We start from the raw sequence: 25,166 nt of genomic DNA, 5'->3' as shown, positions 1-25,166 counted from the left end.
CCGCCCGGGGTCAGACCTGCGCCAGCGCCTGGTCCAGGTCGGCGATCAGGTCGTCGATGTGCTCGATCCCGATGGACAGGCGCACGGTTTCCTCGCGCACGCCGGCCTTTTTCAGTTCCTCGGCATTGAGCTGGCGGTGCGTGGTGGACGCCGGATGCGTCGCCAGCGACTTGGAATCGCCAATGTTGACCAGTCGCGTGAACAGCTGCAACGCATCCTGGAAGCGCGCGCCGGCCTCGCGGCCGCCCTTCACGCCAAACGTGAAAAGCCCCGGCACCTTGCCGCCCAGGTACTTCTTGGCGAGCGCATGGTCGGGATGGTCCGGCAGGCCCGCGTAGTTCACCCATTCCACCTTTGAATGCTCGCGCAGGTAGCTGGCGACCTTGACCGCGTTCTCCACGATGCGGTCCACGCGCAGGGCCAGGGTCTCGATCCCCTGCAGGATCTGGAACGAGTTGAACGGCGAGATCGCGGCGCCGGTGTTGCGCAGCGGCACCACCCGGGCGCGGCCGATGTACGCGGCCGGGCCGAAGGCCTCGGTGTACACCACCCCGTGGTAGCTCACATCCGGCTCGTTCAGACGCTTGAAACGCGCCTTGTGCTCGGCCCACGGAAACTTGCCCGAGTCGATGATGGCGCCGCCCAAGCTGGTGCCGTGTCCGCCCAGATACTTGGTCAGCGACTGCACCACGATGTCGGCGCCATGCTCGATGGGACGCAGCAGGTACGGCGACGGCACGGTGTTGTCGACAATCAGCGGCAGGCCGTGGCGATGCGCCAGCTCGGCCAGCGCGGCGATGTCGGTGATGTTGCCCAGGGGGTTGCCAACCGATTCCGCGAAGATGGCCTTCGTGCGGTCGTCGATCTGCGCCTCGAAGGCGGCCAGGTCGGACGGATCGGCAAAGCGCGTGATGATGCCGTACTGCGGCAGCGTGTGCGCAAACAGGTTGTAGGTGCCGCCATACAGCGTGCTGGACGACACGATGTTGTCGCCGGCTTCGGCAATGGTCAGGATCGCGTAGGTGACGGCGGCCTGGCCCGAGGCCAGCGCCAGCGCGGCGATGCCGCCTTCCAGGGCCGCCACGCGCTGCTCCAGCACGTCGGTGGTCGGATTCATGATGCGGGTGTAGATGTTGCCCGCGACCTTCAGGTCGAAGAGGTCCGCGCCGTGCTGCGTGTCGTCGAACGCGTAGGCTACCGTCTGGTAGATGGGCACGGCCACCGCGCGCGTGGTCGGATCGGGCCGGTAGCCGCCGTGGACAGCCACGGTTTCCAGGCGCCAGTTGGGCTTCTTCGCTTCAGTCATCAGTCTCTCCGGTAAATGCGTGATTGAAAATTCAGATCAGGCCGCAAATGCGCGCGCGGCGCGCAGAATGCGTTCGATGTCTTCATGGTTGTTGTAAGCGCCGACAGACAGGCGCACGTAACCATACTCCACGACGCTTGCCACGACACCCGCCCGCGTCAAGTGCGCTAGCGCGGCCGCGGGATCGGCCACGCGCAGCGCCGTCGTCGTGCTGCGCGCGTCATCGCCCGGTGGCGACACGACCTGCGCCCCAAGGCTTCGCAGTCCATCGCTCAGCGCCTGCGACAGCTCGAGCACCCACGGCTCGATGCGCTCGGGCCGGGCCAGTTCGATCAGATCCAGCGCTCCCGCCCAGCCCGCAAGGCCGGGATAGTTCAGGTTTCCGGTTTCCAGCCGGCGCGCATCCGTCGCGTCAGATACCGCCACCTGCCATTGCAGGCCGGACTTGTCCAGCGTGGTCACGCCGGACGGGCCGACGTAGCGCGGATCCAGTGCCGCCAGCAGCCGCGGCGACACGTGCAGCAGCCCTACCCCCAGCGGTCCCAACATGCCCTTGTGCGCGCCGCACGCAAACGCATCGACGTGCCAGTCGTCAACCTGGGCGCGCAGCAGGCCCGCACCCTGGATGCCGTCGACCACCAGCCAGATGCCGCGTTCGGCGCAGCGGCGTCCCAGCTCCCGGATGTCCGTTCGTAGTCCGGTGCCGTACTGCACCCAGGACACCGCAATCAAACGCGTGCGGGCGTCGACGTGCTGCCACAGGTCATCCACGGTGAAACGATGCGCGCGCGCCTGCGCCACACGCACCTGCACGCCGCACCGGCGCAGATTCAGCCATGGCAAGGCGTTCGACGGATGCTCCTGGTCGTCGACGATGAGGTTGTCGCCTTCCTGCCAGGCCAGTCCTTGCGCGACCGTGTTCAACCCCTCGGTGGTGTTCTTGGTAAAAGCCAGACGACGCGCGTCGCCGCCGATCAGCCGCGCCAGCCGCACACGCAACGCGTCGGCATCGCGCAGCCATCGCGGCTTGTCGCTGCGGGCGTGCGTGATGCTGTCGAAGAAGCCAGCCACCGCGTCCGACACCCGCGGCGACAACGGGCTGGTATACGCAATGTTGGCGTATGCCTTGTCGCGCGTGATGGGAAACCACTGTCTGAATTCGTCCTGCCAAGCCATGCGCAACCTTCGTCGCCGGACCACCCGGCATGCGGGCATTCTAGGTATCTGGCGCGCATTCGGATAAGGCTTAGTTTTCATATTGATATGCGTATTAAGTCGCTCGGCAAGCCACGCCCCGCCCATAGAATTCGTGCCTCTCTTGCACACAACAACCTTGGGAACAGCATGCGTTTGATTCATCTATTCAAGGCCGCGGGCGTGGCCGCCGCGATGACGCTTGCGGGCACATCGCAAGCCGGCACGGTGGACACCATCAAGAAGCGCGGTGAATTGGTCTGCGGCGTCAGCCAGGGCTCGGCAGGCTTGTCGATCGCGGACAAGCAAGGCCGCTGGACCGGCCTTGACGCGGACCTGTGCCGCGCGCTGGCGGCCGCCGTGCTGGGCGATCCGGAAAAGACCCGCTTCGTGCCGCTGAGTTCGCAGCAGCGCTTTCCGGCCCTGCAGTCCGGCGAGATCGACGTGCTGAACCGCAACACCACAATCACCTCGGGCCGCGACGCCGGGCTGGGCATCGTGTCCGCCGGCATCGTGTTCTACGACGGACAGGGCTTTTTGGTGCCGCGCAAATTGGGCGTCAAGAGCGCCACCGAACTGGAAGGCGCGCAGGTTTGCGTGCAGCCCGGCACGGTGAACGAACAAAACCTGGTCGACTACTTCAAGAAGAACAAACTCACCTATCGGCCCGTCGTTATCGAGAATCTGGTCGAGCTTGAACAGGCCTTCTATGCAGGACGCTGCGACGTCTACCTGTCGGATGCGTCCACGCTGGCCGCCAGCCGCGCGGCGCGCGCCAGCCAGCCGGACGACTTCATCATCCTGCCCGAGCGCATCAACAAATCACCGCTCGGCCCCTTCGTACGCCAGGACGACCCGAACTGGGCCGCCATCGTGCGCTGGACGGTCAACGCGCTGGTCGCCGCCGAGGAGTTGGGCATCACCGCCCAGAACGCCGACAGCCAGGCACAAAGCAGCGACGCGCAGGTGCGGCGCCTGCTGGGCGCGGATCCCGGCATTGGCAAGAGCTTCGGCCTGGACGAAACCTGGGCACGAAACGCCATCAAAGCCGTGGGCAATTATGGCCAGGTGTGGGACCGCAACCTGGGCGCAGCCACGCCGCTCAAACTAGAGCGTGGCCTGAATGCGCAGTGGAACAAGGGCGGCCTGCTGTATTCGCCACCGTTCCAGTGACGCTTGTCGCTTGATGCCTATCGCGCGATGCATATCGCGTGACGCAAATCGTTTGATGCGCGTTGCTTGATGCACATCGCTTGATGCGCACTTCATGATGATTCGCGGGCGGGCCGCCGGGTCCGCCCTTCTTGTTATTTCTTCTGCCGCACGACCCGCCATGACCGCCACCACGTTCCCCTTCCCGTTGACTGCGCCGTGGCGCCGCTGGCTGCCTGCGTTGGCGTGGGTTTTGGGACTGGGCGCAATGGCCGCCATGCTGGTGCTGCACATCGAATCGGTGCAGGCCGCGCGCGGTATCCAGGGCGGGTTCGGCTTCCTGCTTCAGCCGGCGGGATTCCGCATCTCGGAAAGCCTGCTCAATGTCAGGCCCGAAGATCCTTACTGGATGTCGCTTGCGGCGGGACTGGTCAATACGCTGACCGTCGCCTTCGTGGCAATACCGCTGGCGACCGTCCTGGGCGCGGGCCTGGGATTCATGGGGTTGTCGTCCAACCCGCTGGCGGCGCGCGTCGCCGCCCTTGTCATTGCCCCCTTGCGAAATACGCCCGTGCTGTTGCAGCTCTTCGTCTGGTATGGGTTGCTGCTGCGCCTGCCTGACTTGCGGCAAGCATGGTCGCCGCTGCCTTCCGTGCTGCTGTCCAATCGCGGCTTGGCCTTGCCCGCGCTGCATGGCTGGCTGTCTTATGCGGGCGTGGCATTGGCCGCGCTGGCGCTGGGGTGGCGAGCTCGCCGCCGGTGGACCCATGCTGCGTTCACCGCCGCGTTGACTGCAATATTGACCGCCGCCGGAATCGCGTGGGCACTATTGCCGCCCATGCAGGTCGACCTTCCCGTCAAACGCGGACTCGGCTTGCAGGGCGGCTGGCAACCCAGCATCGAGTTCGCCGCCTTGACCATCGGCCTCGTGGTCTTTCACGCCGCCTACATCGCCGACATCGTGCGCGGCGCGGTACGCGCAGTTCCCATTGGCCTGGTCGAAGCCGGCCAGGCCATGGGCCTCACGCCCTACAAGGTGCTCCGGCTGGTGATCGCGCCCTACGCCACGCGCGTCGCGCTGCCGCCGTATGCCAACCAATGCCTGGCGCTCGTCAAGAACAGCACGCTCGCCATCGCAATCGGCTACCAGGAGCTGATGGCCGTCATCAACACGGCCATCACGCAAACCGGACTGGCGCTGGAAGGCATTGCGCTCGCCATGGCCATTTACCTGACGTTGGCGGTCTGCCTGGGCGGCGGGCTCTCCGCCTGGAATGCGCGCAATACCCGACACGGCCCGGGCGACACGCACGGGGTGCGCCTGGGTGACCGGGCATTCTGGGATGGCGCTGGGGGCAAGGCCAGGACGCTTCGACGCAAAGCGATGTCGGCCGTTCTGACATTGCTGCTGGCCACCGTGGCCTGGTTACTGATCGACTGGGCAGTGCTACGCGCCGTGTGGTGGGGCGATCCGGCGACCTGCGCAAAGGCGGCAGGCGCCTGCTGGGCCGCCGTGGGCGAAAACCTGCCGCTGTTGTTCTACGGCACCATGTCCGAAGCGCACCGGGGGCCGGCGCTGACCGCGTGCCTGGCGCTTTTGGCCGCCATTGCCGTCTTCCTGGGCGCACGTCGCGTGCCGGCGGGCCTACGCATTGCCCTATTGACTGCACTATCAAACATTACCGTGGCAGCCCTGACGGGCTGGCCGTGGGGCGGCGACCTCATTGGCCCGCAACGCTGGGGCGGACTGCTCGTCACGTTGATCCTGGCGATAGCAGCGCTGGTTACGGCCGTGCCGCTCGCCTTCGCGCTCGCCCTGCTTCGCCGGTCGGGCAGCCCGGCCGGTTCACTGGCCGCCTCCGTTCTGATCGAAGCGGTACGCGGTGTGCCGCTGGTGACCCAGCTGCTGTTCGCGTCCTTTGTGTTGCCCATGCTGCTGGGTGGTGGCGTGTCGAAGTTCAGCATGGCGCTGGCCGCGCTGACCCTGCATACCGCTTGTGTGCTGGCCGAAGTGCTGCGCGGCGCGCTGCAGGCAATTCCGCCCGGCCAGATGATGGCTGCGCGCGCCTTGGGCATGCGGCCCGCGCTGGCCTATGCGTGCGTGATCTGGCCACAGGCCCGCCGCATCGCCTCGCCCGCCGCGCTGGGCGTGTTTGTGGGCGCGGTCAAGGACACGTCGCTGGTCAGCATTATTGGGGTGTTTGACGTGTTGGGCGCGGCCAAGGCAGTCGTGGCGGGCACCGACTGGCGCCCATATCACGTCGAGGTTTATCTGGCCGTGGCGCTGCTGTATCTGGCCGCCAGCCTGGCGCTATCGCGCGTGGCACGCCGCATGGAAGGCCGGCGTGCTTGAACAGCGGGGAGATCAGCCGCCTGCCCCACCCGCCATGCCGCTGTTTGCGGCAGTCATGCGTTGCAGCCACGCTGGCCGGGGCGCCGCGTCCAGCCAGTTCTTGACGATCAACCCCAGTTCGGTGTCGCCGGAGATACGCAGGCGGCGCTGGAAGAACAAGGTGTCGGCATCGGTTTCCTCGCGCATGAGCGCCAGGAAGTCCGCCAGCTTCGCGCCCAGTTCAAGCTCCGCGGCGCCGGTGGACCCGCGGTTCCAGAGGGGCCGGAATGCACCATCGCGCACGACAAAGCTGCTGCGCAGACCCAGGTCTTCGACGGTGATGGCAAAGCTGCGGCCGTTCAGTTCCGCGGGTGGCTCAAGCCACTTGAGCCGGCGCGCCAGCTCAAGCCCCGCCACGAAATGCAGCGACACAAACGGGCCTGGCACGCGGCGGCCCAGCTTGGCGAACACAGGCGGCAAATTCAGGGCGGCGCTCATGCGACGGCCTCCTCGAGGCCGATGCCGGCCTTGCCGTAGTAGTAACCGTTGCAGCGGCCGATGCCCGCGGGTGGCGACACCGGCTCGGGCTTGGCGCCTTGCCGCATCGCGTCCAGCGCGGCGATGGCCTCAAGCGTGCCCGCCGATTGCGGGCTGACGCGCAGCACATCGACGCCCATTCCCGCCAGTTCCGGCGCTTCGGCCAACAGGTCCAGGCAGGCGGCCGATTGAACCTGGATGCCGTTGATGCCCAGGAACTCGCGCGATTCGCGCGTGCGCATGTCCAGGCCATCGGGATGCTCGATGCAGCGAAAGCCGCAATCGTCCTTTTTCAGGCGGAAGTGGCGGGCCGTGAAGCAGCGCGCGGAGAACGCCAGCGCCATCCTGCCCCACACCATCACTTCGGCCTGCATACCAGCGGGACGCTCTTGCAGCAGGCGCTCGAGCGTGGTGCCGTCCATTTCAAGCGGCGCGACGAAGCGCACAGCGCCGCGATTGGCCAGCCAGGCCAGCGTGCCCCCGTGGTAGGCGTTGATGTGCGGACCGGCGACAAAGCCACGGCCGCTCAGGTGGCGCACCGCGCCCAACTCGCCTGCCTCGACCATGAAATCCTGCTGGTCGCAAAGCTTCTTCAAGGCGCTGGCCTCGGCGCCCGTCTCGATCAAGGTGCGGCCAGACAGCACCACCGTCTTGCCCACTGCGCGCAAGTCGCGCGCCAGTTCAAGCCAATCGTCGGCGCGCAGTTCGTGACGCCGGCTACAGACGGTCTCGCCCACGTAGATGATGTCCGCAGGACTTTCGGCCAGCGCGGCGTAGAAATCCATGGTGCGTTGGCGCGGCCAGTAGTACAGCAAGGGGCCGACAGAAATCTGAAATGGGATGGGGGTCATTTCCATGGACGTTCGAAAGCGCCTTGTGTGACTTGGGAACCCTCGGCATGGCGCGCCAGCATGGCGTTCCACTCGGGGCGCGGAGAAAAGCGCGATGCGTCCGCATGCACGCTGTCCAGCGCGGCGCGCAGCGTGGACACCACCTGCGTGACATAGGCCGGGCTGCGCTGGCGCCCTTCGATCTTGATGGCCGATACGCCCATCTCCGCCAGCTTGGGCAACAGGCCGATGGCGTTCAGGCTGGTGGGTTCTTCGAGGGCGTGGTCGGCTTGTCCGTCCACTTCGAAGCGCCCCTTGCACAACGTGGGATACGCGGCGGGCTCGCCCGGTTCGTAGCGGTCGATGAGGATGCCCGACAGGCGCGCGTCCATGCGGCCGTCTTCTTCGACCCAGCGCACCGCGTGCGCGGGCGAACAGACACCCTTGTTGTTGGGGGAATCGCCGGTGGCGTACGACGACAAGAGGCAGCGGCCCTCGGCCATGACGCACAGGCTGCCGAAGCCGAAGACCTCGACTTCGACGCTGACGTTGGCGCAGATGCGGGCAATCTCCGTCAGCGTCAGGACGCGCGGCAGGACCACACGGCGGATGCCGAACTGCTCTTTCATGAGTTCAATGGCGTCCGCGTGGGTGGCCGAGCCCTGCACCGACAGATGCAGCCGCAGGTCCGGATAGCGGTCGCTAGCATAGGCCAGCAGTCCCGGGTCGGCCATGATGACGGCGTCGGCGCCCAGGTCGTGGGCGGCATCGACGGCGGCCTGCCATTCGGCCATGCGGCCTGCCTGCACAAAGGTGTTGATGGCAAAGAGCACATGCCGGTTGTGGCGATGCGCCAGTTCGACGCCGGCGCGGATGTCGGCTTCGGTGAAATTGAGCCCGGCGAAATTGCGGGCGTTCGTGGCGTTCTTGAGCCCGAGATAGACGGTGTCGGCGCCCGCTTCGATCGCCGCTTTCAAGGCGGCCAGACTGCCTGCCGGGGCCACGAGCTCTATGGGAGAGGTTCGAGTTTGCATGACGGCCAGTCTATGGGCCGCCCGTCCCCCGGGCCTTGTCGAAAATCAAACGGCGTGGCGCGCGCGGCGCCTTTTTGTGCGGCCTATTCCTCGGTGTACAGGCCGCGCTCCACGGCATAGACAGCGACCTGCACACGGCTCGTCAGGTTGAGCTTCTTCAGCACGTTCTGCACATGGATCTTCACGGTGCTTTCGCTCACGTCCAGTTCGCGCGCGATGACCTTGTTGCTGGCCCCGCGCGCCAGCCATTGCACGATCTGGGTTTCACGCGCGGTAAGACGATGGCGCTCGGCCGAGCCGGGCGGCGGCGGCGTCTGGCTGGCCTGGCCGCGGAACTGTTCGACGAGCTTGGCCGTCATGCTGTCGGCAATGACGGCTTCGCCGTTGGCGGCGCGGCGGATGGCGGACACCAGCGCGTCCGCGTCGATGTTCTTGACGAGATAGCCGCGAGCGCCGTCGCGCAGCGCCTGGCCCAGCTCGTCGGCCTCTTCCGAGACGGTCAGGATGATGACCGCGCAATTGGGCAGGTCCTGCGTCAGCAGCTGCAGTGTTTCCAGACCCGACAGGCCGGGCAGGTTCAGGTCAAGCAGCACGACGTCGGGCTTGAGCTCCTTGGCGCGTTTTATGCCTTCGACGCCGTCGCCCGCCTCGGCCACGACCTCGAAGTCGGGTTGGCGCTGCAACAGCAGGCGGACACCGGAGCGGAACAGGGTGTGGTCGTCGATGAGCAGGATGCGGATGGTCATGATGGGCAAGGATGTCAGGCTGCCTGGCGTTCGGCGCCAGGCAAGGTGAGCGCCACGCGCGTGCCGGCGCCGGGCTGCGATTCGAGTTTTATCACGGCGCGCATGCGGGCGGCGCGCTCGCGCATGATGTGCAGGCCGACATGGGATTCGCCCCGTTCGGCGACGTCGGCCGGGTCGTAGCCCTGGCCGTCGTCCGAAATCAGCAAGGTGAAATCCCGGCCGTTCTCAACGGCGATCCGCACGCGGCTGGCTTCCGAGTGCTTGCGCACATTGGACAGCGCTTCCTGCAGGATGAACAGCACCTGCAACTGCTGCTCCGGCTGCAGCGGCGCGCCCTCGCCCTGGGTAAACGTCAGGTCGGTCTCGATGGCGGTCTGGCGGCGAAAACGCGAAACCGTGTCCTCGATGGCGGCTTGCAGGTCGCCCTGCGACAACTTGCTGCGGAAGTTGGTCAACAGTTCGCGCACGTCCTGGTAGCTTTCGTCCACGCCGGTGCGCAAGAGCGGCAGGATCTCGCTGACTTCTTCTTCGTCGCCGCGCTTGATGGCGGCATCGAGCATCTGCAATTGCAGGTTCAGGAAATTCAGGCCTTGGGCAAGGCTGTCGTGCAGGCCCTGCGCCACCAGCCCGCGCTCCTGCACGACTGCCAATTGGCGCGCCTGCGCGCTAAGGCGCCGGTTGTCCAGCGCAACGCCCAGGTGCTGGCCCAGCGTTTCCAGCAGTTGCGACTCGGACGCGGCCAGCCGGCGGTGGGTGCGGAAATGCAGCGAATACGAACCCAGCACTTCGTCGCGCGTCACGATACGGAACACCGCCACGCTGGCAAAGCCCTCGCGCTGGCAGTTCAGATCCAGCTCGGGTGGCGACTGGCGGAAGTCCTGGATGACGATCACGCCCGCCTTGCGCGTGGCGACACCGCAATAGCAGTCGTCGACCTTCATGCAGTGTTCGGACTCGACCAATTCTTCGGACAGGCCCACGGACACCACGAGGTTGAGTTTTTCGTTGTTGGGATCCAGCGCCCGGATGCTGCCTGCTTCGGCATCGAACTGCAGCATCACGCGGCGCAGGAAGCCATCGCACATGGCTTCGATTTCATTGGGCTGGTTCAGGAACGCCGCCATGTCGTACAGCGCCCCGATGTCGCGGTTCTGCGCGGCCAGCTGCGCCGTCTTCTGTTCCACCCGCTGCTCCAGGCTGGTGTACAGGTCCTGCAGTTCGTCCGCCATGCGGTTGTAGCCGCGGGCCAGCACGCCGAACTCGTCCTGGCTTTCGACCGGCAGTCGCGTGCTGAACTCGCGGTCGGCCATGCGCTGCAGGCCGTCGCGCAGGCGCAGCACCGGCGAAATGATCCACAGATACAGCAGGTAGATCATGGCAAGCGTGCCCGCGCTGGCAATTGCCGCCAACACGCCCTGCGACAGCCGCAGCGACGTGGTCTTGCCGGCGTTGTCCTGTTCGATCATCCGGACCAGCGTATCGGCGCGCGCCACGAATTCGGGCAGCGTTTCCAGGTAGCTTGATGCGTCCGGCTGGCCAATGGCGCGCAGCGCCGCAGGCTTCATGATGTCGCGCCAATACGCGGCCACGTCGTGCCATTGGGCGCGTATCGCGTTGTCGTTGGGAATGAACAGCGGCCGCGCGGGATTGCCCCGCGCCAGGCGCGCAATGGTGTCGTCCAGAATCGCAACTTGTTCGGTAGTGCGCACTTCGCGCCCGGCCTGCGGCCGCATCAGTTCGACGGCGACGCGATTGGCCCGCATCCGCAGGCTGCCGGTATCGTTGATGGCAGCGCCCGCGCCTTCCAGTTGCCAGGACAGCCACAGCGTCCAGCTCACCATGGACAGCACCACGACCAACGCCAGCAGCGAGCTTGCCACGATGCGCGTGGACAGCCGGTGCCGGGGCGACGGCAGCACGTCGGAGGGAGTGGCGGTATTCGAGGACTTCATGGGTGTCGGGGCGAAAAGCGCGGATCGGGTATCAGTGTAGTCGCTTCCCGCCCGCCTTCCGGCGCGATTGCGCGCGTTTTAGCCCCATGCGATCAGGCCAAACCGAGGGTGCGGCACAGAAAATCGGCAACTTGGGCGGGGTCGTTCAGGGGCAGGCAGGGCAAGGCGATCTCAAGCGGCGCATCCGTCACGACGGCCAGGAATGAAGGATCTTCGGTGTGCAGCGGCGGCTTGCCCAGCGCGGGGCGGTAGACCTCGATGCGCGGAATCGCGGCCTGCTTGAAGCCCTCGACCAGCACCAGATCGGCGGGCGACAAGCGCGCCAGTTGCGCCTCAAGCGTGGGTTCCGGCGTGTCGCGCAGTTCATGCACGATGGCATACCGGTATGGCGAGGCAATCATGACTTCCTGCGCGCCCGCAGTCCGAAAGCGCGCGCTGTCCTTGCCGGGGGGCTCCATCTGAAAATCATGATGGCTGTGCTTGATGACGTTCACCCGCAGGCCGCGCGCGCCAAGCAGCGGCAGCATGGCCTCGATCAGGGTGGTCTTGCCGCTGCCGGAGCGGCCGGCGATACCGAATACGGGAGTCATACGAGTGCGGGTTCCGTCAGCAAGGGACATACGATGGGCAAAAACGTGTCCGCCCGCGGGGAGTATGCCAGCAAAGCGCCCGCCACCAGGTCGAAATACCACCCATGCAGGGACAGGCTTCCCGCGTCGACCGCCCGCCGCACGAACGGCAGGTCCTCCAGGTTGCGCAGCGAGATCAGGATGGAAGCCTGTTCGCACGCGCGCCGGCGCTCTTCCTTGGTGGCGTCCGGCATCTGCCGCAGCACCTGCTCGCGCGCGGGTTCGGCGATGTCCATCCAGCGCCCAAGATAGTCGGTCTCGCCGTCGCGGCGGATGCCGCGCTCCATCAGTGCGCGGATTCCGCCGCACTGGGCGTGTCCCAGCACGATGATGCGGCTGACCTGCAATTGTTCGACGGCAAACTGGATTGCCGCCAGGACGCCTTGAAGGCCGCGGTCCTTGCTGCACGGGGGCACCAGATTGGCCACATTGCGCACGGTAAAGATGTCGCCGGGATCACAACCGAGCAGCATGGCCGGGTCCACGCGGGAATCGCAACAGCCGATCAGCAATGTGCTGGGATGCTGGCCGTCGCGCAGGTTGCGATACAGCGACGGCGCGTCTTCGTAGTACTGCTGCTGAAAGCGCTGGAAGCCGCCAACCAGTCGTTCAAGATCCTGCATGTCAGCCTCCCGTTTGCGACATGAAGCGCACGATGCGTTCGGGCCGGGCATTGAATTCGTGGCGCTCCGGCTTGGCGGCGATGCCCGCCCGGATGGCCTGAACAAGGTCAGCGTCGCTGGCGCCCGCGCGCAGCAACCGTCCGAGCGGCACCTGGTCTTCCTGACCCAGACAAAGATACAAGGTGCCGTCCACGCCCAACCGCACGCGATTGCAGGTGGCGCAGAAATGACGCGACATGGGGGTGATGACGCCCAGCACGGGCGCGCCCTGCCCGCTGGTCCAGTAGCGCGCCGGGCCGTTGCGCGATTCGGCCAGCGACGGCACCAGCCCGGCATCGGCGGCCAGGCGCGCGCCCATTGCGTTCAGGTCGGTGTGCGTAAAGCCGCGGCCGCACTCGCCCATCGGCATCGGCTCGATCAGCCTCAGCACGAAGCCCTGCTCCACCGCATAGGACAGCAGGCGGCGCACTTCGGATTCCGGCGTGGCCGCATGCACCACGCTGTTGAGCTTGATGGGGGAAAAGCCCGCCTGCCGCGCGGCCGACAATCCGGCCAGCACGGCGCCCAGGCAATCGCGCCCGGTGATCTGCGAGAACGCTGCCGCGTCCAGCGTGTCCAGGCTGATGTTCAGACGGTCCACCCCCGCTGCCCGCAGCGACTGCGCATGGCGCGATAGCTGCGTGGCGTTGGTGGACACGGACAGGTCGCGCAGCCCGGGCATGGCGGCGATGGTGGCGGCCAGCCCGGCAACACCCTTGCGCAGCAGCGGCTCGCCGCCCGTAAGCCTGACCTTGGCCACGCCCAGGCTCACGAACAGTCCGACCAGCCGGGCCATTTCGTCGTGGGTCATCCAGTTGGCCGGCGTTTCGAAACCCTTGAAATCCTTGGGCAGGCAATAGCTGCACCGCAGGTCGCAACGATCGGTGACCGAAACGCGCAGATAGTCGATGCGGCGGCCGAAGCCGTCCGCCAGGGCAGCGGGGGCTGGCTCGTCCATCATGCGGCGCTCCCGGCGAAGACCCGCTCGGGTTCGCCGTCGTCCAGATCGATGCCCGAGATCTTGGCACGATCGACCAGCAGCTTGGTGTATTGCCGCCAGGCGGTATCGCGGCTCATGGACGTGAGCGCCGTGGCAATCTGCTTGGCCACGTGTTCGTAGGGCAAGAGCCGCCCTTCGACACGTCGAACCACGCGCACGATGTGCAGGCCGTGCCGCGTCTGCAGCAACTGCGGCAGCAACCCGCCCGAAGGCAGCGCGAACACCGCGCGTTCGAATTCCGGCACGGTGTCGCCGCGCCCCAGTTGACCCAGGTTGCCGCCGACGGCCGCGGACGGGCAATTGGATTGTTCGCGGGCCACCTCGGCGAACCGCGACGGGTCGGCCAGCAGCTCGGCCAGCACCACGTTGGCATGCGCCTTCAGCATGTCCAGGTTCACGTCGGGCGTGACCTGGAACAGGATGTGGTCGGCCTCGACCAGTTCGCCCACCATGAAGCGTTCGGTGTGCATCTGGTAGAAGCGCCGGCAAGCGGCGTCGTCGGCTTCGGGCGCCGGGGCCTGACTGGCGAGCAAGGCGCCGATGGCGCTTTCCTCGTCGGACACATCCAGGCCCTGCCGGCCGGCCTCGTCCAGCAGGACGCGCCGCAGCACCAGGGCCGTGACGGCCTCGCGCATGGGATTGCCGGCTTCTGCGTGCAAGGGCAGTTCACGTTCCAGATCCGCGTCGTTCAATTCGACGCCGTTGACGATGACAGGCATGTTCGGCTCCTAAGACGGGAATCAGCGCGGACGGACCAGTTGCCAGGCGCGGCCCAGGTAGCCCACCGACGCGAAACCGCTCCAGACGTGCACCAGACGGGTGAACGGGAAGATCACGAAAAGCGTGAGGCCCATGAAGAGGTGCGCCTTGAACAGCAGCGGCACGCCGGCGAGGTAGCTGGCGGCGTCGCCCTGGAACGTGACGATGTGCTGCGCCCAGGTCATCAGGTGCACCATCATTTCGCCGTCCATGTGGCCAGCCGACAGCACGATCGTGGACAGCCCCAGCAGCAGCGTCACCAGGATCCACAGCAGCAGGATCTTGTCGCCCGGCCGCGTGGCGTGGGCGATGCGGGGGTCGGTCAGGCGGCGGTGGATCAGGATCAAGAGGCCGATCAGGCACAGCCCGCCCATCACGCCGCCCGCCACCATCGCAACCATCTGCTTGAGCGAGTGCGAAACGCCCAGCGTGTCCCACACGATGACGGGGGTAAGCAGGCCGACCAGATGCCCGAAGAACAGGCCCAGGATGCCGATGTGGAACAGGATGTTCCCCAGCCGCAACTGGCCGCGATGCAGCAGTTGCGAGCTGTCGGATTTCCAGGTGTATTGCTCGCGCTCAAAACGCGCCAGGCTGCCGAGCAGAAAGATCGTCAGTGCGATGTACGGATAGATGCCGAAAAGAAACTGATTCAGGGAGTTCATGATGCGTCGTCCTGGGCATTAATGAGTCGCGGCGGAACGGGGATGGAAGTGCACGGTCTGCACCCCGCCTCCCGCAAACGGCCGCAGCAGCGGTTCCACGCCGTCGGGGCCGGCCCCGAAGGCCTCCATCGCCTCGTCCATGTCGCGCACCGGCGCCTCGGTCTGCACGCGCGGAATCACGCGGGACTGGGCGCGCAGCACGGCAAAGACGCAGGCGTAGGAGCTTTCGCTTTTGGCCAGGCGCGCGCCGATGGCCGCCAGCACGTGGATGGCTTCGTCCAGCAGCTCCTGGGCCGTGTCGGGATCGATGACTCCCAGGAATTCCAGGAACAGCGGCACGTGGTCCGGCAGTTCCGACACCATCGGCTCGAAGCCGTGCGCGCGGTAGGTTTCCAGCAGGTCCACCATCGCCTGGCCACGGTCGCGGCTTTCTCCGTGGACGTGCTCGAACAGGTGCAGCGAGTGCGAGCGGTTGCGGTCAAAGGTGGCGACGTAGTTCTCTTGCAGGGGAATCAGGTCGTTCGAGGCCAGGTAGCTGACCAGGGGTTGCAGGGTTTCCTCGGCGTCCGGATAGGCCGCCAGGGCCTCTTCCAGTTCGCCCAGGTAGTCCAGCAGCTCCGGCTCGGGATAGCACAGCATGGCGGAAAGCAGTCGGTACAGGCTCATGGTGTTCTCCTTTCCTCAGGCCGAAACGGCCTTCTTGCGCGACTTGGGCATTTCGATGAAGATCTCGCTGCCCTGCGGCTTGCGGCCGAACAGGGTGCCTTCCGACACGCCGCCCGAGCAGCCGTTGCCAAAGGTGAAGCCGCAGCTTCCCTTCTCGTTGAAGCTGTCTTCGACCACTTCCTTGTGGCTGCTGGGCACGACGAAGCGGTCTTCGTAGTTGGCGATGGCCATGATGCGGTACATGTCCTGCACCGTTTCCTCGGTCAGGCCGACCTGATCCAGCAGGGCCGTGTCGCGTTCGCCGTGGACGGTCTCGGACCGCTTGAACGCGCGCATTGCCAGCATGCGTTCCAGGGCTTGCAGCACCGGCGCTTCCTTGCCGGCGGTCAGCAGGTTGGCCAGGTAGCGCACGGGGATGCGCAGCGTCGACACGTCGGGGATCATGCCGCTCTTGCCCACGGTGCGCTGGGGCATCTTGCCGGACTCGGCGGCCGTCTGGATGGGCGACAGCGGCGGGATGTACCAGACCATCGGCAGCGTGCGGTATTCGGGGTGCAGCGGGAAGGCCACCTTCCATTCGACGGCCATCTTGTAGACGGGCGAATTGCGCGCGGCTTCCAGCCACGATTCCGGGATGCCCTGCTCGCGCGCCGCGGCAATCACTTCGGGTGAATGCGGGTCCAGGAACAGGTCGAGCTGCGACTGATACAGATCCTGCTCGTTCGCGGTGGCGGCGGCATTTTCGATCTGGTCGGCGTCATACAGCAGCACGCCCAGGTAGCGGATGCGGCCCACGCAGGTTTCCGAGCACACGGTCGGCTGGCCGGCCTCGATGCGCGGATAGCAGAACGTGCACTTCTCGGCCTTGCCGCTGTTCCAGTTGTAGTAGATCTTCTTGTACGGGCAGCCCGAGATGCACATGCGCCATCCGCGGCACTTGTCCTGATCGACCAGGACGATGCCGTCGTCTTCGCGCTTGTAGATGGAACCGGACGGGCAGCTGGCGACACAGGCCGGATTCAGGCAGTGTTCGCACAGGCGCGGCAGGTACATCATGAAGGTGTTCTCGAACGTCGAGTACATCTCTTTCTGAACGCCTTCGAAGAGCGCGTCGCGGCTGCGCGAGCTGAATTCGCCGCCCAGGTCGTCTTCCCAGTTCGGGCCCCAATGGATCTTGTCCATCTTCTTGCCCGTCAGCACCGACACCGGACGCGCGGTGGGCGGCGTCTGCGACAGCGGCGCGTTCTTCAGGTGCTCGTAGTCGTAGGTGAACGGCTCGTAGTAGTCGTCGATGGCGGGCAGGTTCGGGTTGGCGAACAGGTTGGCCAGGATGCGCAGTTTGCCGCCTTGGCGCGGTTCCAGCTTGCCGGCGGCCGTGCGGCTCCAGCCGCCCTTCCACTTTTCCTGGTTTTCCCATTCCTTCGGATAGCCGATGCCGGGCTTGGTTTCAACGTTGTTGAACCATGCGTACTCGACACCGTCGCGGCTGGTCCAGACGTTCTTGCAGGTGACCGAGCAAGTGTGGCAGCCAATGCACTTGTCCAGGTTCAGCACCATGCCGATTTGGGCGCGTATCCTCATGATTGCTTCTCTTCTTGTTGCAGTTCTTCGACGAGCGGGCCTTCCAGCCAGTCCACCTTCTTCATCTTGCGCACGACCACGAACTCGTCGCGGTTGGCGCCCACGGTGCCGTAGTAGTTGAAACCGTAGGCCTGCTGCGCGTATCCGCCGATCATGTGCGTGGGCTTGAGCACCGTGCGCGTGACCGAGTTATGGATGCCGCCGCGCTTGCCGCTGGTTTCAGCGCCCGGCACGTTCACGATCTTTTCCTGTGCGTGGTACATCAGGCACATGCCAACCGGCACGCGCTGGCTCACCACCACCCGGGCGGTCAGCGTGCCGTTCACGTTGAACACTTCCACCCAGTCGTTGTCGACCAGTCCGGCCTGCTTGGCCTCGGCTTCGGACACCCACACGTGGGGGCCGCCGCGGCTGAGGGTCAGCATGCGCAGGTTGTCCGAGTACGTGCTGTGGATGCCCCACTTCTGGTGCGGCGTGATCCAGTTCAGGACCAGTTCCTTTTCGCCATTCGGGTACTTGCCCAGCATGGGCGCAACCGTCTTGGTGTCGATGGCGGGCTTGTACACGCAGGAGCCTTCGCCAAAGTCCAGCATCCAGCGGTGATCCTGGTAGAACTGCTGGCGGCCGGTCAGGGTGCGCCATGGGATCAGTTCATGGACGTTGGTATAGCCGGCGTTGTAGCTGACCTCTTCGCTTTCCAGACCGGACCAGGTAGGCGCCGAAATGATCTTGCGCGGCTGCGCCTGGATGTCGCGGAAGCGGATCTTGTCGTGTTCGCGTCCGACCGCCAGGTGCGTGTGGTCGCGTCCGGTGATTTTGCCCAGCGCTTCCCAAGCCTTGACCGACACATGGCCGTTGGTCTCGGGTGCGAAGGTCAGGATCATCTCGGCCGCGTCGATCGCCGTATCCAGGCGCGGACGGCCCTGGCTGACGCCGGTTTCGGTGACGCTGTCGTTGATGCCGGCCAGCTCGTGGACCTCGTGCTGGGTGTTCCAGTTGATGCCCTTGCCGCCGTTGCCCAGCTTGTCCAGCAGCGGACCCACCGACGTGAACTTGCGGTAAATATCGTTGTAGTCGCGCTCGACCACCGTCATGGACGGCGCCGTCTTGCCCGGAATCAGGTCGCATTCGCCGAGCTTCCAGTCCTTGGGTTCGAAGGCCTGGCCCAGTTCTCCCGGGGTGTCGTGCATCAGCGGGGTCAGCACCAGGTCGCGGCGCTTGCCCAGGTACGGGCCGCCGATTTCGCTGAACTTCTTGGCCAGCAGCTTGTAGATTTCCCAGTCGGTCTTGCTTTCCCAGAGCGGCTGCACGGCTTCGCTGAGCGGGTGGATGAAGGGGTGCATGTCGGACGTGTTGAGGTCGTCCTTTTCGTACCAGGTGGCGGTGGGCAGCACGATGTCGCCGTACAGGCACGTGGTGCTCATGCGGAAGTCCAGCACGGTTAGCAGGTCGAGCTTGCCTTCGGCGGCGTCGTCCTCAAAGGTGACTTCGGACGGCTTGATGGCGTCGGCTTCGTCGCCGAACACGGCGTTCTGGGTGCCCAGGAGGTACTTCAGGAAGTACTCGTGGCCCTTGCCGCTGGAGCCCAGAATGTTGGAGCGCCACACGAACATGTTGCGCGGGAAGTTGGCGGGATCGTCCGGGTTTTCGCAGGACATGCGCAGCTCGCCCGACTTCATCTGTTCGACGGCGTGTGCGACGGGATCCTTGCCCAGGCTGTCGGCCTGCGCCACGACGTCCAGCGGATTGGTGCGAAGCTGCGGCGCGGACGGCAGCCAGCCCATGCGCTCGGCGCGGGCGTTCAGGTCGATCATGCTGAGTTCGCTGTACTTGGCGCGGTCGGCGGTGGGGCCGAGCACTTCCTGCACGTTCAGCTTTTCATGGCGCCATTGGCTGGTGTGGGCGTAGAAGAACGAGGTGCCGTTCATCTGGCGCGGCGGGCGCACCCAGTCGGCGGCAAACGCCAGCGGGGCCCAGCCGAACTGCGGGCGCAGCTTTTCCTGGCCCACGTAGTGCGCCCAGCCGCCGCCGCTCTTGCCGACGCAACCGCACATCATCAGCATGTTGATGATGCCGCGGTAGATCATGTCCATGTGGTACCAGTGGTTCAGACCGGCGCCGACGATGACCATGGACTTGCCTTCGGTGTCGTGCGCGTTCTGGGCGAACTCGCGCGCCACCTGGATGACCTGCGCGCGCGGCACGCTGGTGTGCTTTTCCTGCCAGGCGGGCGTGTAGGGAACGTCGTCATCGTAAGAGGACGCGACGTTGCCGCCGCCCAGGCCGCGGTCCAGGCCGTAGTTGGCCATCTGCAGGTCATACACGGTGGCGACCAGCGCATCGGTGCCGTCAGCCAGGCGGATGCGGCGGGCGGGCACGTTGCGCACCAGCAGCTCGTCGTGTTCGCTGCCGAAGTACGGGAAGCCCACGCCGACCACTTCGTCGGACTTGTCCAGAAGGCTGAGCGTGGGGAGGATTTCGCGGCCCGAGCCGCCATCCTTGGATTCCAGGTTCCAGCGGCCGACCTTTTCGCCGCCGTTGACGGCGCCCTCGCCCCAGCGAAAGCCGATGCTGCCGTTGGGCGCCACCAGATCGCCGGTGGACTCGTCCAGCACCAGCGTCTTCCAGTCGGGGTTGTTCTGTTCGCCAAGCGCGTTGTCCAGCTGCGAGGCGCGCAGGAAGTGGTCAGGGGCGTAGAAGCCGTCGCGTTCCTTGAGCTGCACCAGCATCGGCATGTCGGTGTAGCGGCGCACGTAGTCCGTGAAGTAGGCCGACTTGCCGGACAGGTGGAATTCTTTGAGGATGACGTGGCCCATGGCCATGGCGAGCGCGGCGTCGGTGCCCTGCTTGGGCGCCAGCCAGATGTCGCCGAACTTGACCATTTCGCCGAAGTCGCTGGACACGGCCACGGTCTTGGTGCCCTTGTAGCGGACTTCGGTGTAGAAGTGCGCGTCCGGGGTGCGGGTCTGCGGCACGTTCGAGCCCCAGACCATCAGGTAGGTGGAGTTGTACCAGTCGGCCGATTCGGGCACGTCGGTCTGTTCGCCCCAGATCTGGGGGCTGGCGGGGGGGAGATCGCAGTACCAGTCGTAGAAGCTGAGGCAGGCGCCGCCCAAAAGGCTAAGGTAGCGGGCGCCGGCGGCGTAGCTGACCATCGACATGGCGGGAATCGGCGAGAACCCGATCACACGGTCCGGGCCGTACTTCTTGATGGTGAGCGCGTTGGCCGCGGCAATGATCTCCGTGGCGGTGTCCCAATCGGCGCGGACGAAGCCGCCCAGGCCGCGCACCGACTTGTAGCGCTTGGCGCGCTTGGGATCCTGGCTGATCCATTCCCAGGCCGCGATCGGGTCCATCGTCTTGCGGGCTTCGCGCCACATTTCGATCAGGCGGCCGCGAATCATGGGGTACTTCACGCGCTGCGCCGAATACACATACCAGCTGTACGACGCGCCACGAGGACAGCCGCGGGGCTCGTGGTTGGGCAGGTCGGGACGGGTGCGGGGGTAGTCGGTCTGCTGGGTTTCCCAGGTGATCAGGCCGTTCTTGACATACACCTTCCAGGAGCAGGAGCCGGTGCAGTTCACGCCGTGGGTGGAACGCACCACCTTGTCGTGCTGCCAGCGGGCGCGGTAGGCGTTCTCCCACTTGCGGTCCTCGTTGACGGTTTCGCCGTGACCGTTCGCGAAGGTGGACTTCACCCGCGACATGAACTTCAACCGGTCCAGAAAATGACTCATTGTGTTTCTCCAAGAACGCCGGCCTGGCCGGCGCGTACTGCGATCAATGCTGATGAAACAACTTTAGGGCTGGGCTGTCTGGCCGACCATTCGCCGGTGGCACAACCCGGGTTCGGCAGAGTGACTAGTTACCCGGGTAGGCCGAACTAGTCGGGCCGCAAGGCCGCCAGGGCCCGGCCACGCAACGTGTGCGCGGCCGAGCCCCGGCGAACGCTCCTTAGCACGGAATGGGCGCGTTGCGGCGTGCGTAGTACCACCACGTGATCAGCATGCAGGTGGCATAGAAGCCGATGAAGCAGAACAGCGCGGTCTGGACGCTGCCCGTCATTTCGAGCGACGTGCCGAAGCTGCGCGGGATGAAAAAGCCGCCGTAGGCCCCGATGGCGCCGGAAAAGCCCAGCACCGCGGCCGATTCCTTGGCCGCCTCCGACATGGCCTGCTTTTGCGCGGCCGGACCCTTGCCCTGCGCCGCCTGCGTGCGTTCGCGCAGGAAGATCACCGGAATCATGCGGAACGTGGAACCGTTGCCCAGGCCGGTCAGCGCGAAGAGCACGATGAACATGGCCAAGAAGCCGTTGAAGTCGCCCAGGCGGCCCTCACCCGGCAGGAACGTCACGACGCCAGCCACCGCGGCGATCATGGCCGCGAAGGTGAAGAGCGTGACCCGGGCGCCGCCCAGCTTGTCGGAGATCCAGCCGCCCACGGGACGCGTCAGCGATCCGACCAGCGGCCCCAGGAAGGCGTATGCCATGGGATTGACGGTGGGAAACAGCGTCTTGGTCAGCATGGCGAAGCCCGCCGAGAATCCGATGAACGACCCGAACGTGCCCACGTACAGCCAGCACATCAGCCAGTTGTGCTTGCGCTTGAAGATGACCGCCTGGTCGGCGAACGAGGCGCGCGCATCGGCGATGTCGTTCATGCCGAACCATGCGGCGATGGACGCCAGCGCGATGGGGATCACCCAGATGAAGCCCGCGTTCTGCAGCCACAGATTCTGCTGCGCGCCATTGGCGTTGATGACTTGAGGTTCGCCGCCGGCAACGCCGAAGACGCCCATGGTGATGACGACCGGCACGACGAACTGCACCAGCGACACACCCAGGTTGCCGATGCCGGCGTTCAGGCCCGTTGCCAGCCCCTTCTTTTCCTTGGGAAAGAAAAAGCTGATGTTGGCCATGCTGGAGCTGAAGTTGCCGCCGCCCAGGCCGCACAGCAGGGCCAGCACCAGAAGGGTCGGAAACGAGGTGGTGGGATCGCGCAGCGCGAAACCCATGCCCAGCGCCGGAATCAGCAGCGAGGCGGTGGAGATGGCCGTCCATTTGCGCCCGCCGAAGACGGGCACGAGGAACGAGTAGAAGATGCGCAGCGTCGCGCCCGACAGCGCGGGCAGCGCCGTCAGCCAGAAGAGCTGGTTCTTGGACAGCATGAAGCCGGCGCGGTCAAGGTTGACGACGACCACGCTCCAGAGCATCCAGATGCTGAACGCCAGCATCAGCGCCGGGATCGAGATCCACAGATTGCGGTTGGCGACGCGCGCGCCCGTCTGTTTCCAGAAACCGGGATTATCCGGCTCCCAGCGCGCAAGGACTTGAGTGGACATGAGCTTCTCTCAGGATGGTGGGTGGGTCAGGCGGCTTGCTGCCGGGCGATGGCCGCGCTTTCGGGCCGGAAACTGAAGTGCATGAAGATCAGCGAGACGCAGACCGTGCCGTACAGCAGCATGAAGGCGCTGGAGCGGATGCCGGTCAGGTCGAGCAGGACGCCGAACATGATGGGAAGCACGAAGCCGCCCAGGCCGCCAGCCAGTCCGACGATGCCGGACACGGCGCCGATGTTGTCGCTGAATTCATCGGAGATGAACTTGAAGACCGAGGCCTTGCCGATTGCCATGGCGATGCCGACGACGAACAGCAGGATGGTGAAGGTGACCGGGCCGAGCGCGATGCCGAAGGAACGCGGGCCGCCGGCGGTCATGACGGTGAATTCGGTTTGCGGATAGCTCAGGAGGAAGAACGCAACCCAGCACACCCACATCACCCACCACGTGGTCTTGTAGGCGCCGTAGCGGTCGGAGATCCAGCCGCCGACGGCGCGCAGCACGCCGCCGGGCAACGAGAAGCACGCGGCCAGCAGCGCGGCCAGCTTCATGTCGAAGCCGTATTCGCCGATGTAGTACTTGGTCATCCACAGGGCCAGCGCCACATAGCCGCCGAACACGACTGAGTAATACTGGCAGTAGCGCCACACACGCGGATCCTTCAGCATGGCGAACTGGGCCGACAACGAGGCGCCGCCCGCGACGCGGTGAGACGGATCGGACGACGAGAACATCCAGAACAGGATGGCGGTGACCAGCAGCGCCACGGCGTAGACCTGCGGCACGATGACCCAGGCGCCGCCGGCAGCCGCGATGAGCGCGGGGGCCACGAACTTGGTGATGGCCGAGCCCGAGTTGCCGGCGCCGAAGACGCCCATGGCCAGGCCTTGCTTGTTGCGCGGGAACCAGCGGGCCACATAGGGCGTGCCCACGGAGAACGAGCCGCCGGTCAGGCCGACGAACAGCGCCAGCACCAGGAACTGCCAATACTCCGTGGCGTAGGACAGCAGCCAGATCGGCACCACCGCCAGCAGCATCAGCACGAAGAACACGGGACGGCCGCCGTAGCGATCGGTCCAGATGCCGAGCGGCACGCGCACGAGGGAGCCGGTCAGGACCGGCATGGCGGCCAGCAGGCCGAATTGCGTTTCGGACAGGCCGAGCTGCGCCTTGATTGGGATCCCCAGCACGGCAAAGATCATCCACACCGCAAAACAGATGGTGAAGGCAAACGTGCTGGATATCAGGACCCGCATCGGCGCACCCGCCGAGGATTGATGTGCTGCCATGGTTAGTCTCGCTTTTTGCTGACAAATACGTATGTCGGTAGCCTAAGCAGCCCTCCCAGTTGCAGCCATTCCCCAGCCGACCAAAGGGCTATTTCCGAAGTGCCTAGTCATGCGGGTGTTCCGGACAGCCTTGCGCTGGATCAAGTGCCCGGATCGCGTCCCGATGCGGCCAGATGTAATATGTATTTCAAATACACGTTCAAAACCGCAACGGCGCGCGCCCGCGCGCACGGGCCACACCATGACCACCCTGCTTTCCATCGACGAACCCGCAAAGAAGCCGCGCCCCGCCCCGCCCGAGTGGGGCGCGTTCACTGAAATGGGTTTCCGCCCGCTGTATCTGGCGGGCTGCTTTTGGGCGCTCTGCTCGGTGTTGCTATGGGTGCACGCCCCAGCGCGGCTGACCGGCGTGCTCGGCGGCATGTTCTGGCATGCGCATGAAATGCTGTGGGGCTTCGTGGCCACGATCGCCGTGGGCTTCCTGCTGACGGCGGGCGCCAACTGGACGGGCAAGAACCCCCTGAAAGGCAATCCGCTTGCCGCGCTGTGCGGGCTGTGGATCGTGGCGCGCGTGGGGTATCTGGTCCCCGGGCGCACCGCCTTCGTCGTCGCGGCGGCGGCGGACCTGCTGTTTTTCCTGTGGGCGGCCGGGGCACTGGGACGCGCCGTCGTGGTCACCCGGAACCAGCGCAACCATGGCGTCCCGTTCCTTCTGCTGGCGCTGGGCGCAACCAACGGGCTGTACCTGTGGGCGACGGTCCAGGGTGACTACGTGACGCTGATGCGCTATTTCAATGCCGGGCTGCTGTCGATGGCCGTGCTGACCTTGCTGATCGCCCGGCGGGTCATGCCCTTCTTCGCCAAGCGCGCCGTTGCGGGCCTGGACATTCCTTCCCATACCAAGAGCGGTCATTGGCAGCTTGGCTTTGGCGTCGTCGCCATCGCCTGCCTGCTGGCCGGCGTGCAGCAGGCCGCCGGGCTGGCGCTTGCGGCAAGCGGCGCGATTGCTCTGGTGCAGTGGGTGTCCTGGAAGCCGTGGGCCGTGCGGCGCGTGCCGCTCCTGTGGATTCTCTATGCGGGGTATCTGGGTCTGGGCATCGGCCTGCTGGTGGGCGCGGCGCAACTGGCGGGCATTGTGGTCCGGCAGGCTTGGCCCGCGCACGTCATCGGCGTGGCCGGGTTCTCGGTGTTGATTTTGGGCATGGTGACCCGCACCGCACTCGGCCATCTGGGCCGGCCGCTGCATACGGACCGCAGCATGGTCCTGAGCTACGCGCTGATGATCCTGGCGGCGTTGCTGCGGTTGGCGGCCCTGCTGCCGACCGCTGCGACGCTGGGTCTGCTGCATGCGTCGGCCACCGCCTGGGCGCTGGCGCTGGGACTGTACCTGTGGCGGTTCTTCCCAATGATGATCCGCCCGCGCGCGGACGCGGCGGCCAAGCAGGCGGCGCCCGTCATGCGGGTGATGCCGGTGTCGCGGCCCAAGGGTTGA

The 25,166-nt window shown here is 65.8% G+C and carries 20 protein-coding genes; 3 read left to right on the top strand and 17 right to left on the bottom strand.

All coding sequences use genetic code 11. The features are described from left to right. Positions 1-10: 10 nt before the first annotated feature. Positions 11-1,306: an O-acetylhomoserine aminocarboxypropyltransferase/cysteine synthase family protein gene (locus ASD87_RS05900; RefSeq protein ID WP_056318386.1), complete on the bottom strand. Its 1,296-nt coding sequence runs from the start codon at positions 1,304-1,306 to the stop codon at positions 11-13. 36 nt (positions 1,307-1,342) lie between these two features. Continuing rightward, positions 1,343-2,482, bottom strand: coding sequence for an aminotransferase class V-fold PLP-dependent enzyme (locus ASD87_RS05895; RefSeq protein WP_056318383.1), 1,140 nt, complete (start codon positions 2,480-2,482; stop codon positions 1,343-1,345). 168 nt (positions 2,483-2,650) lie between these two features. On the opposite strand from ASD87_RS05895, the gene ASD87_RS05890 reads away from it, so the two are divergent. Then, a complete protein-coding gene (locus tag ASD87_RS05890) occupies positions 2,651-3,673 on the top strand; it encodes an amino acid ABC transporter substrate-binding protein (RefSeq protein ID WP_056318380.1) in 1,023 nt (340 codons plus the stop codon). A 160-nt stretch (positions 3,674-3,833) separates the two neighbouring features. Then, positions 3,834-6,005: an ABC transporter permease subunit gene (locus tag ASD87_RS05885; protein WP_056318378.1), complete on the top strand. Its 2,172-nt coding sequence runs from the start codon at positions 3,834-3,836 to the stop codon at positions 6,003-6,005. A gap of 12 nt (positions 6,006-6,017) precedes the next feature. Here ASD87_RS05885 and ASD87_RS05880 read toward each other — a convergent pair whose 3' ends face one another. The 15 genes from ASD87_RS05880 to ASD87_RS05810 form a co-directional block, all read right to left on the bottom strand. Continuing rightward, positions 6,018-6,482 carry an SCP2 domain-containing protein gene (locus ASD87_RS05880; protein ID WP_056318374.1) on the bottom strand — a complete coding sequence of 155 codons (465 nt, stop codon included), beginning with the start codon at positions 6,480-6,482 and terminating at the stop codon, positions 6,018-6,020. Next, positions 6,479-7,372 carry a U32 family peptidase gene (locus ASD87_RS05875; RefSeq protein ID WP_235512626.1) on the bottom strand — a complete coding sequence of 298 codons (894 nt, stop codon included), beginning with the start codon at positions 7,370-7,372 and terminating at the stop codon, positions 6,479-6,481. Before ASD87_RS05875 ends, ASD87_RS05880 begins: the two co-directional genes overlap by 4 nt. After that, positions 7,369-8,385, bottom strand: a complete 1,017-nt coding sequence (locus tag ASD87_RS05870; RefSeq protein ID WP_056318371.1) for a peptidase U32 family protein — start codon at positions 8,383-8,385, stop codon at positions 7,369-7,371. The genes ASD87_RS05875 and ASD87_RS05870 overlap by 4 nt, the downstream gene beginning before the upstream one ends. Positions 8,386-8,468: 83 nt before the next feature. Further along, entirely contained in the window at positions 8,469-9,131 is a 663-nt protein-coding gene (locus tag ASD87_RS05865) for a response regulator transcription factor (RefSeq protein WP_056318368.1), read from the bottom strand. 14 nt (positions 9,132-9,145) lie between these two features. Next, entirely contained in the window at positions 9,146-11,083 is a 1,938-nt protein-coding gene (locus ASD87_RS05860; protein ID WP_056318366.1) for a type IV pili methyl-accepting chemotaxis transducer N-terminal domain-containing protein, read from the bottom strand. Between the two features lie 92 nt (positions 11,084-11,175). After that, entirely contained in the window at positions 11,176-11,673 is a 498-nt protein-coding gene (gene mobB / locus ASD87_RS05855) for a molybdopterin-guanine dinucleotide biosynthesis protein B (RefSeq protein ID WP_056318363.1), read from the bottom strand. Then, positions 11,670-12,335, bottom strand: a complete 666-nt coding sequence (locus tag ASD87_RS05850; protein ID WP_056318361.1) for a carbonic anhydrase — start codon at positions 12,333-12,335, stop codon at positions 11,670-11,672. Before ASD87_RS05850 ends, mobB begins: the two co-directional genes overlap by 4 nt. A 1-nt stretch (position 12,336) precedes the next feature. Continuing rightward, positions 12,337-13,335, bottom strand: a complete 999-nt coding sequence (gene moaA, locus ASD87_RS05845) for a GTP 3',8-cyclase MoaA (RefSeq protein ID WP_056318358.1) — start codon at positions 13,333-13,335, stop codon at positions 12,337-12,339. Continuing rightward, on the bottom strand, positions 13,332-14,093 hold the full coding sequence (locus ASD87_RS05840; RefSeq protein WP_056318355.1) for a peptidylprolyl isomerase: 762 nt from the start codon (positions 14,091-14,093) through the stop codon (positions 13,332-13,334). Before ASD87_RS05840 ends, moaA begins: the two co-directional genes overlap by 4 nt. Positions 14,094-14,114: 21 nt before the next feature. Beyond that, positions 14,115-14,798: a respiratory nitrate reductase subunit gamma gene (gene narI / locus ASD87_RS05835; protein WP_056318352.1), complete on the bottom strand. Its 684-nt coding sequence runs from the start codon at positions 14,796-14,798 to the stop codon at positions 14,115-14,117. 18 nt (positions 14,799-14,816) lie between these two features. Continuing rightward, positions 14,817-15,464: a nitrate reductase molybdenum cofactor assembly chaperone gene (narJ, locus tag ASD87_RS05830; RefSeq protein ID WP_056318347.1), complete on the bottom strand. Its 648-nt coding sequence runs from the start codon at positions 15,462-15,464 to the stop codon at positions 14,817-14,819. Positions 15,465-15,479: 15 nt separating this feature from the next. Continuing rightward, positions 15,480-17,045 carry a nitrate reductase subunit beta gene (gene narH, locus ASD87_RS05825; protein WP_056318344.1) on the bottom strand — a complete coding sequence of 522 codons (1,566 nt, stop codon included), beginning with the start codon at positions 17,043-17,045 and terminating at the stop codon, positions 15,480-15,482. Next, a complete protein-coding gene (locus tag ASD87_RS05820) occupies positions 17,042-20,785 on the bottom strand; it encodes a nitrate reductase subunit alpha (RefSeq protein WP_056318342.1) in 3,744 nt (1,247 codons plus the stop codon). Before ASD87_RS05820 ends, narH begins: the two co-directional genes overlap by 4 nt. A 217-nt stretch (positions 20,786-21,002) precedes the next feature. Further along, complete coding sequence (locus ASD87_RS05815) at positions 21,003-22,388, bottom strand: NarK family nitrate/nitrite MFS transporter (protein WP_056318339.1); 1,386 nt, start codon at positions 22,386-22,388, stop codon at positions 21,003-21,005. 26 nt (positions 22,389-22,414) lie between these two features. Beyond that, a complete protein-coding gene (locus ASD87_RS05810; RefSeq protein ID WP_056318336.1) occupies positions 22,415-23,674 on the bottom strand; it encodes a nitrate/nitrite transporter in 1,260 nt (419 codons plus the stop codon). A 241-nt stretch (positions 23,675-23,915) separates the two neighbouring features. On the opposite strand from ASD87_RS05810, the gene ASD87_RS05805 reads away from it, so the two are divergent. After that, positions 23,916-25,166, top strand: coding sequence for an NnrS family protein (locus tag ASD87_RS05805; protein ID WP_056318334.1), 1,251 nt, complete (start codon positions 23,916-23,918; stop codon positions 25,164-25,166).

Origin of the sequence: Achromobacter sp. Root170, assembly GCF_001428165.1 — a bacterium.
Classification (GTDB): Bacteria; Pseudomonadota; Gammaproteobacteria; order Burkholderiales; family Burkholderiaceae_B; genus Achromobacter; species Achromobacter mucicolens.
Note: the sequence above shows the minus strand (reverse complement) of the source record. Positions and strands in the feature narration are given on the sequence as shown.

What these genes read in the sequence shown, in the direction of transcription:
- ASD87_RS05900 (WP_056318386.1), bottom strand. Translation starts at nt 1,306, where the DNA reads ATGACTGAAGCGAAGAAGCCCAACTGGCGCCTGGAAACCGTGGCTGTC.
- ASD87_RS05895 (WP_056318383.1), bottom strand. Translation starts at nt 2,482, where the DNA reads ATGGCTTGGCAGGACGAATTCAGACAGTGGTTTCCCATCACGCGCGAC.
- ASD87_RS05890 (WP_056318380.1), top strand. Translation starts at nt 2,651, where the DNA reads ATGCGTTTGATTCATCTATTCAAGGCCGCGGGCGTGGCCGCCGCGATG.
- ASD87_RS05885 (WP_056318378.1), top strand. Translation starts at nt 3,834, where the DNA reads ATGACCGCCACCACGTTCCCCTTCCCGTTGACTGCGCCGTGGCGCCGC.
- ASD87_RS05880 (WP_056318374.1), bottom strand. Translation starts at nt 6,482, where the DNA reads ATGAGCGCCGCCCTGAATTTGCCGCCTGTGTTCGCCAAGCTGGGCCGC.
- ASD87_RS05875 (WP_235512626.1), bottom strand. Translation starts at nt 7,372, where the DNA reads ATGACCCCCATCCCATTTCAGATTTCTGTCGGCCCCTTGCTGTACTAC.
- ASD87_RS05870 (WP_056318371.1), bottom strand. Translation starts at nt 8,385, where the DNA reads ATGCAAACTCGAACCTCTCCCATAGAGCTCGTGGCCCCGGCAGGCAGT.
- ASD87_RS05865 (WP_056318368.1), bottom strand. Translation starts at nt 9,131, where the DNA reads ATGACCATCCGCATCCTGCTCATCGACGACCACACCCTGTTCCGCTCC.
- ASD87_RS05860 (WP_056318366.1), bottom strand. Translation starts at nt 11,083, where the DNA reads ATGAAGTCCTCGAATACCGCCACTCCCTCCGACGTGCTGCCGTCGCCC.
- mobB (WP_056318363.1), bottom strand. Translation starts at nt 11,673, where the DNA reads ATGACTCCCGTATTCGGTATCGCCGGCCGCTCCGGCAGCGGCAAGACC.
- ASD87_RS05850 (WP_056318361.1), bottom strand. Translation starts at nt 12,335, where the DNA reads ATGCAGGATCTTGAACGACTGGTTGGCGGCTTCCAGCGCTTTCAGCAG.
- moaA (WP_056318358.1), bottom strand. Translation starts at nt 13,335, where the DNA reads ATGATGGACGAGCCAGCCCCCGCTGCCCTGGCGGACGGCTTCGGCCGC.
- ASD87_RS05840 (WP_056318355.1), bottom strand. Translation starts at nt 14,093, where the DNA reads ATGCCTGTCATCGTCAACGGCGTCGAATTGAACGACGCGGATCTGGAA.
- narI (WP_056318352.1), bottom strand. Translation starts at nt 14,798, where the DNA reads ATGAACTCCCTGAATCAGTTTCTTTTCGGCATCTATCCGTACATCGCA.
- narJ (WP_056318347.1), bottom strand. Translation starts at nt 15,464, where the DNA reads ATGAGCCTGTACCGACTGCTTTCCGCCATGCTGTGCTATCCCGAGCCG.
- narH (WP_056318344.1), bottom strand. Translation starts at nt 17,045, where the DNA reads ATGAGGATACGCGCCCAAATCGGCATGGTGCTGAACCTGGACAAGTGC.
- ASD87_RS05820 (WP_056318342.1), bottom strand. Translation starts at nt 20,785, where the DNA reads ATGAGTCATTTTCTGGACCGGTTGAAGTTCATGTCGCGGGTGAAGTCC.
- ASD87_RS05815 (WP_056318339.1), bottom strand. Translation starts at nt 22,388, where the DNA reads ATGTCCACTCAAGTCCTTGCGCGCTGGGAGCCGGATAATCCCGGTTTC.
- ASD87_RS05810 (WP_056318336.1), bottom strand. Translation starts at nt 23,674, where the DNA reads ATGGCAGCACATCAATCCTCGGCGGGTGCGCCGATGCGGGTCCTGATA.
- ASD87_RS05805 (WP_056318334.1), top strand. Translation starts at nt 23,916, where the DNA reads ATGACCACCCTGCTTTCCATCGACGAACCCGCAAAGAAGCCGCGCCCC.